Annotated in this window: 14 protein-coding genes; all 14 read right to left on the bottom strand. The window is 71.1% G+C overall.

From position 1 onward, the window contains the following. Positions 1 to 33: 33 nt before the first annotated feature. The gene (locus tag ACIQPT_RS09750) at positions 34 to 306 is read right to left on the bottom strand and encodes a GlsB/YeaQ/YmgE family stress response membrane protein (protein ID WP_401154452.1); all 273 of its coding nucleotides are present in this window, start codon (positions 304 to 306) and stop codon (positions 34 to 36) included. Positions 307 to 408: 102 nt separating this feature from the next. After that, positions 409 to 801, bottom strand: a complete 393-nt coding sequence (locus ACIQPT_RS09745) for a YccF domain-containing protein (protein ID WP_401154450.1) — start codon at positions 799 to 801, stop codon at positions 409 to 411. Beyond that, positions 798 to 1,661 carry a zinc metalloprotease HtpX gene (gene htpX, locus ACIQPT_RS09740; RefSeq protein ID WP_401154448.1) on the bottom strand — a complete coding sequence of 288 codons (864 nt, stop codon included), beginning with the start codon at positions 1,659 to 1,661 and terminating at the stop codon, positions 798 to 800. Before htpX ends, ACIQPT_RS09745 begins: the two co-directional genes overlap by 4 nt. A 263-nt stretch (positions 1,662 to 1,924) precedes the next feature. Continuing rightward, a complete protein-coding gene (gene mscL / locus ACIQPT_RS09735; protein ID WP_401154446.1) occupies positions 1,925 to 2,389 on the bottom strand; it encodes a large conductance mechanosensitive channel protein MscL in 465 nt (154 codons plus the stop codon). Positions 2,390 to 2,515: 126 nt separating this feature from the next. After that, entirely contained in the window at positions 2,516 to 4,144 is a 1,629-nt protein-coding gene (locus ACIQPT_RS09730) for an NADH-quinone oxidoreductase subunit N (protein WP_401154444.1), read from the bottom strand. After that, the gene (locus ACIQPT_RS09725) at positions 4,141 to 5,805 is read right to left on the bottom strand and encodes an NADH-quinone oxidoreductase subunit M (RefSeq protein ID WP_401154442.1); all 1,665 of its coding nucleotides are present in this window, start codon (positions 5,803 to 5,805) and stop codon (positions 4,141 to 4,143) included. Before ACIQPT_RS09725 ends, ACIQPT_RS09730 begins: the two co-directional genes overlap by 4 nt. Next, on the bottom strand, positions 5,802 to 7,802 hold the full coding sequence (locus ACIQPT_RS09720) for an NADH-quinone oxidoreductase subunit L (protein WP_401154440.1): 2,001 nt from the start codon (positions 7,800 to 7,802) through the stop codon (positions 5,802 to 5,804). The genes ACIQPT_RS09725 and ACIQPT_RS09720 overlap by 4 nt, the downstream gene beginning before the upstream one ends. Next, positions 7,799 to 8,260, bottom strand: coding sequence for an NADH-quinone oxidoreductase subunit NuoK (gene nuoK / locus ACIQPT_RS09715; RefSeq protein WP_401154438.1), 462 nt, complete (start codon positions 8,258 to 8,260; stop codon positions 7,799 to 7,801). Before nuoK ends, ACIQPT_RS09720 begins: the two co-directional genes overlap by 4 nt. After that, the gene (locus tag ACIQPT_RS09710; RefSeq protein WP_401154436.1) at positions 8,260 to 8,940 is read right to left on the bottom strand and encodes an NADH-quinone oxidoreductase subunit J; all 681 of its coding nucleotides are present in this window, start codon (positions 8,938 to 8,940) and stop codon (positions 8,260 to 8,262) included. The genes nuoK and ACIQPT_RS09710 overlap by 1 nt, the downstream gene beginning before the upstream one ends. After that, positions 8,940 to 9,506, bottom strand: a complete 567-nt coding sequence (locus ACIQPT_RS09705; RefSeq protein WP_401154434.1) for a NuoI/complex I 23 kDa subunit family protein — start codon at positions 9,504 to 9,506, stop codon at positions 8,940 to 8,942. Before ACIQPT_RS09705 ends, ACIQPT_RS09710 begins: the two co-directional genes overlap by 1 nt. Beyond that, positions 9,506 to 10,474, bottom strand: coding sequence for an NADH-quinone oxidoreductase subunit H (locus ACIQPT_RS09700; RefSeq protein ID WP_401154432.1), 969 nt, complete (start codon positions 10,472 to 10,474; stop codon positions 9,506 to 9,508). The genes ACIQPT_RS09705 and ACIQPT_RS09700 overlap by 1 nt, the downstream gene beginning before the upstream one ends. After that, complete coding sequence (locus ACIQPT_RS09695) at positions 10,471 to 11,691, bottom strand: NADH-quinone oxidoreductase subunit C (RefSeq protein ID WP_401154431.1); 1,221 nt, start codon at positions 11,689 to 11,691, stop codon at positions 10,471 to 10,473. The genes ACIQPT_RS09700 and ACIQPT_RS09695 overlap by 4 nt, the downstream gene beginning before the upstream one ends. Further along, positions 11,688 to 12,362 carry an NADH-quinone oxidoreductase subunit B gene (locus ACIQPT_RS09690; RefSeq protein ID WP_401154429.1) on the bottom strand — a complete coding sequence of 225 codons (675 nt, stop codon included), beginning with the start codon at positions 12,360 to 12,362 and terminating at the stop codon, positions 11,688 to 11,690. Before ACIQPT_RS09690 ends, ACIQPT_RS09695 begins: the two co-directional genes overlap by 4 nt. Beyond that, positions 12,353 to 12,796: an NADH-quinone oxidoreductase subunit A gene (locus tag ACIQPT_RS09685; RefSeq protein WP_401154662.1), complete on the bottom strand. Its 444-nt coding sequence runs from the start codon at positions 12,794 to 12,796 to the stop codon at positions 12,353 to 12,355. Before ACIQPT_RS09685 ends, ACIQPT_RS09690 begins: the two co-directional genes overlap by 10 nt. Between the last annotated feature and the right edge of the window lie 184 nt (positions 12,797 to 12,980).

Raw genomic sequence — 12,980 nt, 5'->3', positions numbered from 1 at the left:
GCCGTTCGCGGGTCCCGGTGTCCGCCCGTGGGTTCAGCGGCGGTCTCGGGAGTTGCCGAACAGCAGCCGGTAGGCGATGAGCAGGACCAGTGCGCCGGCGACGGCGGCGATCCAGGTCGCGGTGTCGTAGAAGTCGTTGTTGATGGGGCGGTCGAGGAATTGGCTGGAGAGCCAGCCTCCGACGAAGGCCCCGGCGATGCCGATGAGGGTGGTGCCGATGATGCCGCCCGGGTCGCGTCCCGGGAGGAGGATTTTGGCTATGACCCCGGAGATCAGCCCAAGAATGATCCAACTGATGATGCCCATGTCGCTGCACCTACCCCTTGCTTCGTCTTGGAACCCAAGACGCGGTGGGCAGGTGTTCGGTTGCCCGGGAACCCGGAAGCCAGGGTTCCCGGGCCCGCCGGGTCAGCGGGTGGCGAAGGGCTGGTCGGTGGGGACGATCTCCTTGCCGAAGGGCATGAGGGAGACGGGGATCAGCTTGAAGTTGGCGATGCCCAGGGGGATGCCGATGATCGTGATGCACAGGGCGATGCCGGTGGTGATGTGGCCGAGGGCGAGCCACCATCCGGCGAGGATCAGCCAGAGGACGTTCCCCACGCAGGAGGGCGAGCCGGCGTCCCGGCGGTCGACGACGGTGTAGCCGAACGGCCAGAGGGCGTAGACGCCGATTCTGAAGGCGGCGAGTCCGAAGGGGATGCCGATGATGGTGATGCAGAGCAGGAGGCCCGCGAGCAGGTAGCCGAGGAACATCCAGAATCCGCAGAGGATCAGCCAGATGACGTTCAGGATGGTTTTCACGGGCGATGACCTGCCATCTGTTCTAGTCGGGCGATGCGCTCCGCCATCGGCGGGTGGGTCGAGAACATTTTCGCCGTCCCCCGGCCTGGACGGAACGGGTTCGCGATCATCATGTGGCTCGCGGTCTCGATCCTCGGCTCGGGCGGCAGCGGGAGCTGCTTCGTCCCCGCTTCGAGCTTACGCAACGCACTGGCGAGGGCCAGTGGGTCGCCGGTGAGCCGGGCCCCGGAGGCGTCGGCCTCGTACTCGCGGGAGCGGCTGACGGCGAGCTGGATGACGGACGCGGCGAGCGGCCCCAGGATCATGATCAGGAGCATGCCGAGGAGGCCGGGCCCCTCGTCGTCGTTGGAGCGGCCCACCGGGATGAGCCAGGCGAAGTTGACCAGGAACATCACGACGGAGGCGAGCGCTCCGGCGACGGACGAGATGAGGATGTCCCGGTTGTAGACATGGCTGAGCTCGTGGCCGAGGACGCCGCGCAGCTCGCGTTCGTCGAGGATCTGGAGGATGCCCTCGGTGCAGCAGACGGCGGCGTTGCGGGGGTTGCGGCCGGTGGCGAACGCGTTGGGCGCCTGCGTCGGGGAGATGTAGAGGCGCGGCATGGGCTGGCGGGCCGCCGTGGAGAGCTCGCGGACGATGCGGTAGAGCTGCGGCGCCTCGAATTCGCTGACGGGACGGGAGCGCATGGCCCGCAGGGCGAGCTTGTCGCTGTTCCAGTAGGCGTAGGCGTTGGTGCCGACGGCTACCAGGAGCGCGACGACGAGGCCCGTACGTCCGAAGAAACTGCCGATGACGATGATGAGTGCGGACAGTCCCCCGAGGAGTACGGCGGTCTTCAGCCCGTTGTGCCGGCGGTGCACGGTACGCCCTCCAAGTGGTGCAGCAGGGGAACCCTTTGCATGGTGGTGCTCCACTCCCCAGTGGAGCCTCCTGTACTGGTCAACGCCAGGCGACAGGAGCTAGTTCCCTTGTGCGTGCGGCCGGAGGGCGGGGGTCGTGCCGCGTGTTCACGCCGGTCGGACCCCCGGCCCCGTACGGAGTGGCGCTGGGCCGTACGGGTGGCGGGGCGTCGTCGTGGCGCGGTGGTGCGGGGGTGTGTCAGTGCTGCTGTGCGGGGGTGCTGTCAGTGCTGCTGTGCGGGGAGCTTGGCGAGGGAGAGTGCCTCGGAGTCGGGCTCGACCTCGCTGGTGCAGTGGCCGCAGCGGGAGGCGACGGCGGGGATCTCGCTGAAGCAGCGCGGGCAGTCGCGGAGGGCGGCCTTGATGTCGACGGCCTCTTCCTGCTCCTTGGTGAAGCGGTTCTGCACCTTGGCCATGGGGACGACGACGAAGAAGTACAGCACCGCGGCGGTGATCAGGAAGGCGATGGCGGCGCTGATGAAGAGGCCGTAGGGGAACGTGACGCCGTCGACTTTGAAGGTGGCCTTGCTGAAGTCTCCGGTGCCTCGGGTGGCGAGGCCGATCAGCGGGGTGATGAAGGCGTTGCTGAAGCCCGTGACGACGGCGGTGAAGGCGGCCCCGACCGCGAGACCGATCGCCATGGAGATGACGTTCCCGCGCAGGATGAAGTCCTTGAACCCGTTCAGCACTGCTCTCTCTCCTCTTGTTACCGACACGTCCACGCCGATTTCGTGACGTATGCAGCCAAGACCATGCCCTGTGGCGGGGGCCGTGGGCAAACCGATCTTGCGGGCCCGGGAGGGCTCGGAAGAGGCTCAGAAGAGGGTCACGGAGGCGAAGCGCAGGACGGTTTGCGGGACCCCGGAGAGCAGGATTCCGGCGGCGGCGGTGAGGACGATCGCCGTGGTGAGAGGGGCGGGGGCGCGGAATCGGCGCGCCGGGGCGGGGGCTGCGGCGCCGGTGGCCGCCTCGGCCGTTTCCGAGGCCTTGTCCGGGGCCTCGTCCGGGGCCCGGAAGAGGATCGCGGTCCACTGAAGGTAGTAGTAGAGAGCGATCACCACGTTGACGGCCATGACGACGGCGAGCCAGCCGAGGCCCGCGTCGACCGCCGCGGAGAAGACGGTGACCTTCGCGAAGAGCCCGATGATGCCGGGCGGCAGTCCGGCCAGGCAGAGCAGGAAGAAGCCGAGCGCCAGGGCCGCGAGGGGCCGGGTGGCGTACAGGCCCCGGTAGTCGGAGAGCCGGTTGCCGGGGTGCGTACGGGCGACGAGGGCGGCGACCGCGAACGCGCCCAGGTTCACGACGGCGTACATGAGGGCGTACGCCACCGTGGAGCCGATCTGGTCGCCGGTGGAGTACGCGGCGGCGGCGATCGGGACCAGGAGGTAGCCGGCCTGGGCGACCGAGGACCAGGCGAGGAGGCGGACGGCGCTGCGGGCGCGGGAGGCGTTCTGGCGGAGGGCCGCGACGTTGCCGACGGTCATGGTGAGCGCGGCGAGCACAGCGAGTGCGGGCCCCCAGACGTCGGCATAGGAGGGGAACGCGATGACGGTCACCAGAATGAGCCCCGAAAACCCGACGGCCTTCCCCACGACGGAGAGGTAGGCGGCGATCGGGAGGGGCGCGCCGACGTAGGTGTCGGGGACCCAGAAGTGGAAGGGCGCGGCGGCGGTCTTGAAGGCGAAGCCGACGAGAGTGAGGGCCACACCGGTCTTGGCGAGGGTGTCGAGCACCGGGGGCACGTCGCCGAGGCGGGCGGCGATCTCGGTGAGGTGCAGGGTGCCGGTGGTCGCGTACACGAAGCTGACGCCGAGCAGCATGACGGCGGTGGCGACGACGGAGGAGAGGAAGAACTTCAGCGCGGCCTCGGAGGAGCGCCGGTCGCCGCGCTTGATGCCGACGAGGGCGAACGCGGGCAGCGAGGCGACTTCGAGGGCGACGACGAGCGTGGCGAGGTCGCGGGAGGCGGGCAGCAGGGCGGCCCCGGCGGCGGAGGCCAGGAGCAGGAACCAGTACTCCCCCGCCGGCAGTTTGCGGGTGTCGTCGAGCGAGAGCAGGACGGTGAGGAACGCGCCGCCCAGGACGAGGGCCTGGATGACGAGGGTGAAGTGGTCGGCGGTGTAGCTGCAGGCCTGGGTGCCGGTGCTGACGCAGAAGGTGGACCGGTCCCCGGCCCGCAGGGGGATCAGGAGCGCCAGGGCGGCGGCGAGCGCGGTGAGGGCCCCGTAGCCGAGGAGCTGTTTGCGGTGCGCGGGCAGGAACAGGTCGGCGACGAGGACGATCAGGGCGGCCAGCGCGGTGAGGGTGGGGGGCGCGATGGCGAGCCAGTCGATGGACTGGACGACGCTGGGGGCGTCGGCCGCGACGGTGTGCCCGACGAGGCTTCCGGCGGCGGCGAGGTCGGAGGTGGTCAGGCCCGGGGTGGTGCCGAGGTCCGCGGTCACGACTTGCCTCCTGCGAGGAGCTGCTGCACGGCCGGGTCGGTGAGGCCGAGGAGGACGGCGGGCCAGAGGCCGGCGAGGACGGTGAGCGCGGCGAGCGGGGTCCAGGCGACGGCTTCGTACGTCCGGATGTCGGCGAGCTGCGGAGTGGTGGCGGGTCGGGCCCCGGCGACCCCGGACGGCTGGGGGCCGTCCGCCGGTCGCGGGGTCCGGTCGTCGGGCGACAGCGGGGAGTGGGGCGCGTGTTCGCCCATGCAGACGCGGCGGACGACGATGAGCATGTACGCGGCGGTGAGCAGGGTGCCGAACGCGCCGATGGCCATGAAGGTGCGGAACGCGGGGCGGCTGAGGCCCTCGGCAGGGCTGTACGCGCCGAACAGGGTGAGCATCTCGCCCCAGAATCCGGCGAGTCCGGGCAGGCCGAGCGAGGCGACGGCGGCGAAGGCGAGCAGCGCGCCGAGGCGGGGGGCCCGGCCGTAGAGGGCGGCCCCGGTCGCTCCGGCGAGGGTGTCGAGGTCGGCGGTGCCGTAGCGGTCCTTGATGGCGCCGACCAGGAAGAACAGCAGGCCGGTGATGAGGCCGTGGGCGATGTTGGCGAAGAGCGCGCCGTTGACTCCGGTGGGGGTCATGGTGGCGATGCCGAGGAGGACGAAGCCCATGTGGCCGACGGACGAATAGGCGATGAGCCGCTTGAGGTCGCCCTTGGCGCCGGTACGGGCCAGGGCCAGGCAGGCGAGGGATCCGTAGACGATGCCGACGACGGCGAACGCGGCGAGGTAGGGCGCGAAGGTCCGCATGCCGTCGGGGGCGATGGGGAGCAGGATCCGGACGAATCCGTACGTTCCCATCTTCAGCAGGACGCCCGCGAGGAGCACCGACCCGACGGTGGGGGCGGCGGTGTGGGCGTCGGGGAGCCAGCTGTGCAGGGGCCACATCGGGGTCTTCACGGCGAGGCCGAGACCGATCGCGAGTACGGCGATGACCTGCACGGATGTGGTGAGGCCCCGGCCGTTGTCAGTGGCGAGTGCCACCATGTCGAAGGTGCCGCTCTTCAGCCCGATGAGGAGGAGGCCCAGCAGCATGATGACCGAGCCGAGCAGCGTGTAGAGGATGAACTTCCAGGCGGCCGCCTGCCGTTGGCCGCCGCCCCACCGGGCGATGAGGAAGTACATCGGGATGAGGACCATCTCGAAGGCGAGGAAGAAGAGCAGCAGGTCGAGGACGGCGAAGGTGGCGAGAGTGCCGGATTCCAGGACGAGGACGAGGGCGACGAAGGCCTTCGGTGAGGGGCCCGCAGGCAGCTTGAAGTAGCTGTACAGCGCGCAGAGGAAAGTCAGCAGCGCGGTCAGGAGCAGGAGGGGGAGCGAGATGCCGTCGATGCCGAGGTGGATGCGGACGTCGAGCGCCGGGATCCAGCTGATGTCGGTGGTCGCCTGCATCGTGGCGGGGTGGTCGTGGTCGAAGCCGGCGGCCAGGACGATCGCGGCGATGAGCACGGCGCCGGTGACGGTCACACCGTGGCGGAGCACGGCCTGGTCGGGGTTCTTCCCCTTGAGCCAGGGCGGGGCGGGGAGCAGGGCCGCGACGGCGCCGAGGAGCGGGGCGACGACGATGAACGCCAGAAGGAACTGCATCACGGACGCACTGATATCGATCACGGTCACGACCCCGCGTTGACGTTGGCGAAGACGACGGCGGCGATCGCCAGGACGAGGGACCCGGCGAGCAGGGCGCCGGCGTAGGTCTGCACGTTGCCGGTCTGGGCCCGGCGGACGGCGGTGCCGAGGAAGCGGGTGACGGCGCCCGATCCGTTGACGTAGGTGTCGACGACCTCGCGGTCCAGGAAGCGGACGAGGCGGGCGGCTCCCTGGACGGGCCGGACGAACAGCGCCGTGTAGAGGGCGTCGAGGTGGAAGCCGGTGACCGCGTGGCGGTGGAGCGGGCCCAGGAGGAGTCGTCCCGGGTCGGCCGGGTCGTCGGCGTCCGCGATGGTGCCGTAGACGGCGGTGTGGGACGTCATGGCCTCGGCTTCGACGAGGGCGGGTTCGGCACCGGGGTGGGCGACGACGGCGCCGATGGGGATGCGGGCGGCGAGGGCGGTGGTGTGCCGCCAGGCGCCGTAGGTGACGAGCCCGCCGACGAGGCCGACGCCGGTGGACAGGACGGCGGTGGTGAGGGACGGGGTGAGGGCGTGCCCGTCGAACCAGTCGCCGATAGCACCGGCGGTGAGACCGAAGCCGATGGTGGGGACGGCCAGGATCCACAGGACGGAGGTCATGGCGACGGGCTGCCGGCCGTGGTCGGGGACTTCGGCCCCGCGGCCCCGGAAGGCGAGGAGCCAGAGGCGTACGGCGTAGGCGGCGGTGAGGACGGCGGCGAGGAGCCCGGCGATCAGGATCGTCCAGCCGGCGGCGGCCGGGGCGACGGTCCGGTCCCCGAGGGCGGTGTGCTCGGCGGCGAAGAGAACGGCTTCCTTGGAGAAGAAGCCGGCGAACGGCGGAATGGCGGCCAGCGCCAGGAGGGCGACGGTCATCGTCCAGTAGGCGTCCGGGACGCGGCGGGCGAGGCCGCCCATCCGGGACATGGCGGCCAGTGAGTTGGTGCCCGCGGCGTGGATGACGACACCCGCGGCGAGGAAGAGGACGGCTTTGAACGCACCGTGCGAGATCAGGTGGAAGACGGCGGCGCCCCGGTCGCCGACGGCGAGGGCGCCCGACATGTAGCCGAGCTGACCGATCGTCGAGTAGGCGAGGACGCGCTTGATGTCGTCCTGGGCGAGGGCGGCGAGCCCGGACCCGATCATCGTGACGGCGGCCATCACGGCGAGGACGACGAGCGCCGTGCCGGAGGCCGCGAAGACGGGCAGCAGGCGGGCCACGAAGTAGATGCCGGCGGCGACCATCGTCGCGGCGTGGATGAGCGCGGAGACGGGGGTGGGGCCGGCCATCGCGTCGGGCAGCCAGGTGTGCAGGGGGAACTGGGCCGACTTGCCCGCGACGCCCGCGAGGAGCAGCAGGGCGATGAGGGTGGGGTGGTCGAGTCCGCCGTTGCCGACGGCGGCGAGGATCTTGGTGATCCGGAAGCTGCCGGTGTCGGCGGCGAGTGCGAACAGCCCGATCAGGAAGGGGACATCGCCGAGCTTGGTGACCAGGAAGGCCTTGAGGGAGGCGGCCCGGGCCTCGGGCGTCTCCCAGTAGTGGCCGACGAGGAAGTACGAGCAGATGCCCATGATCTCCCAGCCGACCAGGAGCACCATCAGGTCGCCGGAGTAGACGACCAGGAGCATCGCGGAGGTGAAGAGGGAGACGAGGGCCGCGTAGGAGGGGTAGCGGGCGTCGTCGCGGAGGTAGGCCGTGGAGTAGAGCTGTACGCAGGTGGCGACGACGGTGACGAGGACGGCGACCAGAACGGCGAAGCCGTCGAGGTGCAGCGCCAGGTCGATCGGGACCGAGCCGGTGGGGGTGAGCTGGGTCGCGGCGTCGATGGCCCGGCCGCCGCCCTGGCGGACCGCGACGATCACGGCGAGAACAGCGGCGGTGAGGGTCGGGAGGATCGCCAGCGGGCGGACGAAGCCGGGGGCGGTGCGGCCGACGGCGAGCCCGGCGACGGCGCCGAGGAACGGGAGGAGGGGGACGAGGGCGGCGAGGGTCGTGGTGGTCACGTGGTGGCCTCTGCCTTCTTCGTCTTCCCTGGCTTCCCGTCGTTCCCGTCGCCCCTGTCGTTCCCGGTGTTCCCGTCGTTCCCGGTGTTCCCGTCGTTCCCGTCGTCCCTGGCGTCCGTGTCGCCTTCGTCGGGGAGCGTCTCGGCTTCGTCGGTCTCGGCGGTGTCGCGGAGCCGGTCGATGTCGGAGCTGCCCCGGTTGCGGTAGACGGCCAAGACGATCGCGAGGCCGATGCCGATCTCGGCGGCGGCGATGGCGATGGTGAAGAGCGTGAGGGCCTGGCCGGAGTGGAGGGTGTCGCGGAGCCAGACGTCGAAGGCGACGAGGTTGAGGTTGACGGCGTTGAGCATCAGCTCGACGGACATCAGGACCAGGATCGCGTTGCGGCGGGCGAGGACGCCGTAGAGGCCGACGCAGAAGAGGAGGGCCGCGAGTACGGCGGGATAGGCAAGGTGCATCAGCTCTGCTCCTCCTGGCCGGGCGTGCCGGATGCGCCGGGCGGGCCGGGCGTGCCGGGGCGGGCCGTGGTGTTCGTGCCCGTGCCCGTGCCCGCGCCCACTCCCGTGTCCGTGTCGCGTTTGCGGGACAGGACGATCGCGCCGACGAGGGCGGCGAGCAGGAGGACGGAGAGCGCCTCGAAGGGGAGGACCCAGTTCCGGAAGAGGAAGGCTCCGGTGACGGCGGTCGAGCCCTGGGCCGGCCCGTCGAGGTCGATCCAGGTCGTACGGAAGGCGTCGACCACGACCCAGACGAGGGCGGCTGCCGTGGCGGCGGCCACCCCGAGGGCGACCCACCGGTTGCCCGAATCGGCGTCCGGGGAGCGGCCGATGGGGGCCCGGGTGAGCATCAGGCCGAAGAGGAGGAGGACGACGATGGAACCGACGTAGATCAGGACCTGGACCCAGGCGATGAACTCCGCGGTGAGCAGGAGGTACTCGACGGCCAGTCCGCCGAGCGCGACGACGAGCCAGAGCGCGGCGTGCACCAACTGCTTCGTCGTGACGGTGATGACGGCGGCGCCGAGGGTGGCGAGGCCGACCAGGAGGAACGCGATCTCGACGCCGGACGGGGAGAGGAAGCCGGGGTGGTCGCCTGCGGCAGCGGTGGCGGTGAGCAGAGGAGGTGCGGTGTGCAGCATCACGGGGTTCCTCCCTTCTCGTCCTGCTGGGCCTGCTGGGCCTGCTGGGCGGCGAGTTTGTCGGCCGTCTTGCGGGCGGCGGCGATCTCCTTCGGCTCCTCGGCCCCGGGGTCGAGGGCAGGCGGCTCCGGCACGGTCCACATCCACTCGCGGAGCTTGTCGCGCTCATGGGTGAGTTCGTGGATGTCCGTCTCCGCGTACTCGAACTCGGGCGACCAGAACAGCGCGTCGAAGGGGCACACCTCGATGCAGATGCCGCAGTACATGCAGAGGGAGAAGTCGATGGCGAAACGGTCGAGGACGTTCCGGCTGCGCTCACGGCCGCCGGGGGCGGCGGGCGGCGACGTCTCCTTGTGGGAGTCGATGTAGATGCACCAGTCGGGGCACTCACGGGCGCAGAGCATGCAGACCGTGCAGTTCTCCTCGAACAGCCCGATGACGCCGCGGGAGCGGGGCGGGAGTTCGGGCTGGGTGTCCGGGTACTGCGCGGTGACGGTCTTCCTCGTCATCGTGCGCAGGGTGACGGCAAGGCCTTTGGCCAGGCCTGATCCGGGGATCGGGGGCATCAGTTGATCGCCACCTTCACGATGCCGGTGAGCGCGATCTGCGCGAGGGCGAGCGGGACGAGGGTGGTCCAGGCGAGCTTCTGCAACTGGTCCTCACGCAGACGCGGGTAGCTGACGCGCAGCCAGATGATGACGAACGCGAGGAGGGCGGTCTTGAGGAGGGTCCAGAGCCAGCCGAGTCCGTCGGCGCCGAACGGGCCGTGCCAGCCGCCGAGGAAGAGGACGGTGGTCAGGGCGCACAGGATGACGATGCCCGCGTACTCGGCGAGGAGGAACAGGGCGAAGCGCAGGCCGGTGTACTCGGTGTACGCGCCGAAAATGATCTCGGAGTCGGCCACCGGCATGTCGAACGGCGGGCGCTGGAGCTCGGCGAGACCGGCCACGAAGAAGACCAGGGCGCCGACGATCTGCCAGGGCAGCCACCACCACTCGAAGGCGTCGAGGATGCCGGTGAGCGAGACCGTCCCGGCCGCCATGGCCACGGAGGCGGCGGCCAGGAGCATCGGCAGCTCGTAGGAGAGGAGCTGCGCGGCGGTACGGAGGCCGCCGAGAAGGGAGAACTTGTTGGCCGATGCCCAGCCCGCCATGAGCGAGCCGAGGACGCCGATGCCCATGACGGCGAGCACGAAGAAGATGCCCGCGTCGACGACCTGGCCGACCGCGCCGTCGCCGGGGCCGACGGGGATGACCACGAGGACGAGAAGGTACGGGAGGAGAGCGACGGCGGGGGCGAGCTGGAAGACGCGGCGGTCGGCGGCGGCCGGGACCACGTCCTCCTTCTGCGCGAACTTCACGCCGTCCGCGACGAGCTGGGCCCAGCCGTGGAAGCCGCCCGCGTACATGGGGCCCAGGCGGCCCTGCATGTGGGCCATCACCTTGTGTTCCGTCTGGCCCACGAGGAGGGGGGCGACCAGGAACACGACGAAGACGATGGCCAGGCGGAGGGCGACGTCGAGAGCGTCGTTCACTCGGGATCGCCTCCGGCGGGGTGCTCTGGGGTGGGCTTGTCGGGGGTGGACTTGTCGGGGGTGGAGTCGTCGGGGGTGGAGTCGTCCGTCGGTGCGGGCTCGTCCGTGGGTGCGGGCTCGGTTGCGGCTGCGGGCTCGGTGGCGTTGCTGGGGGTGGGGTCGCCGCTGCGCGGGGCTTCTCCCCTGCCCGCCCCTTCCCGAACCGGGGGCTCCGCCCCCGTGCCCCCGCTCCTCAAACGCCGGAGGGGCTGGGATGTGGCTTCCGGTTCGTCTTCGTCGAAGGCCGGTCGGGCGTCGTGCCACGGTGCGTCCGACGCCGGACGCTGGCTGGCCGAACCGCCCGAGGCCGACCGGGAGCGACGCGGGCGGGTCGCCGGGGGTGCGGATGCCTCCGGCGTCACGGGGGCGGCCCCACCGGGCGCCGTCGGAGCGCTCGTGCCGGGCGCCGTCGGGGCGTCCGTGCCGGGTGCCGTCGGGGCGTCCGTGCCGGGTGCCGTCGGGCGTTGTGCCGCCGAGCCCTCGGCCGCGGTGCGGGTGCGGCGGGGCGGGCGGTCGGCTGCCGTGCGGGCTGTCCGGGCGGGGCGGGCGGCGGCCGGGGGGAGTTGGCCCTTCAAGGGGCCCCATTCGTTCGGGTCGGGGACCCCGGGCGGGAGCATCGCGCGGCGCTTGGGGCCGGTGTGGCCCTCCGCCGGCTCCCCCGGTTCCTTCGCCCCGGGCCAGGCCTTGGCCACGCGCGCGGCCAGGACGAAGTCCTTGCGCAGCGGGTGGCCCTCGAAGCCTTCCGGCAGGAGCAGCGGTACGAGATGGGGGTGGCCGTCGAACGCGACGCCGAACATCTCGTGCGTCTCGCGCTCGTGCCACGCGGCGCCCGCGTAGACGTCGATGGCGCTGGGCAGGACCGCCGCGTCGTGCGGCACGGTCGTCCGTACCATCAGCCGCCGCACCGTACCCGTGCCCAGGGCCGCGACATGGGCGCAGACGCGGAAGCCGGCACCCGGTTCGTCCACGGCGCTGAGCCAGTCGAAGTAGCTGCACCCGAGTTCGTCGCGGGCTGTCCGCAGCGCGGTGAGCCAGGCGGTGGCGGGGACGTCGACGGTCAGCAGGTCGTAGGCCGACTCCGCCGTGGCCTCGTCGCCGAACAGGTCGGTGACCGCGTCCGGCAGCCGGTCGTAGGCCTCGGCCGCCGCGGATTCCGCGTGCTGGTCGCGGTCGTTCATCGCTGCCCCTCCCCGTCCGGGTTCGGAGCCGCTGCCGGTGCGGCGACCAGGCCGCTGCGCAGGGCCTCGGTGGACGCGCCGCCGCCCGTCGCCCCGGTGGCGTACCGCTCGGCGAGGGATTCGCGCGCGATCTTCTCCTGGAGCTTGAGAATGCCCTGGAGCAGCGCCTCGGGCCGGGGCGGGCAGCCGGGTACGTACACATCGACGGGGATGATCTGGTCGACGCCCTTGGTGACGGAGTACGAGTCCCAGTAGGGGCCGCCGCAGTTGGAGCAGGCGCCGAAGGAGATGACGTACTTCGGTTCGGGCATCTGCTCGTACAGCCGCTTCACGGCCGGGGCCATCTTGTCCGTCACCGTGCCGGACACGATCATGAGGTCGGCCTGACGGGGGCCCGGCGCGAACGGGATCACGCCCAGCCGGATGAAGTCGTGGCGTGCCATGGAAGCGGCGATGAACTCGATGGCGCAGCAGGCGAGTCCGAAGTTGAAGACCCAGAGGCTGTAGCGGCGGCCCCAGTTGAGGACGACCTTCATCGGCTCCGGTGCGAGCCGGGAGAGCACGCCGAGGCGCTTCGGCTCGGGGAGGAGGACCGGGTCGGGCGAGGACCGGGGCGGGGCCGGGGGCGCGGGCTGCTGGGACTCGGGGGTCGGCCGGCTCGTCAGGCCCATGCGAGGACGCCCTTCTTCCATGCGTAGAGCAGTCCCACGGCCAGGAAGCCGAGGAAGATGAACATTTCGACCAGGGTCGTCGCCCCGTATCCGGGCGCCGCGAACACCGTGGCCCACGGGAACAGGAAGATGGAGTCGACCGCGAAGATCACGTAGAGGAACGCGTAGACGTAGTAGCGGACCTGGGTGTGCGCCCAGCCCTCGCCGACCGGGTCGACGCCGCATTCGTAGGTGAGGAGCTTCTCCGGGGTGGGGACGACGGGGCGCAGCAGTCGCCCGGCGCCGAAGGCCACGGCGACGAACAGGACGCCGACGAGGGCGAGCAGGCCGATGACCGAGTAGCTCTGGAAGTACTCCGACGCGAGTGCGGTGGGTCCGTCCACCGGGCCGCCGGACACGCCGGTCGTACCTGCCGCGTCCGCCACTCCGGTCATGCCTTCCGCGTCCGCCACGCCGGTCACGTCCGTAACGTCGGTCACGTCGGCCACGTCCGCCCCTCGCTCCTTCGTTGTCCGCATCTGTCCCGCGTACCTGTTCTGTACGCACGGGAGTCTAGGGCCTGCTAAACGGAGCGTAAGCAGCCGCGTCGGGCATCGGGTGGGGTTATCCCTACTTCAC

Origin of the sequence: Streptomyces sp. NPDC091289 (genome assembly GCF_044757365.1) — a bacterium.
Classification (GTDB): domain Bacteria; phylum Actinomycetota; class Actinomycetes; order Streptomycetales; family Streptomycetaceae; genus Streptomyces.
This window is presented reverse-complemented; position numbering and strand designations above follow the sequence as displayed.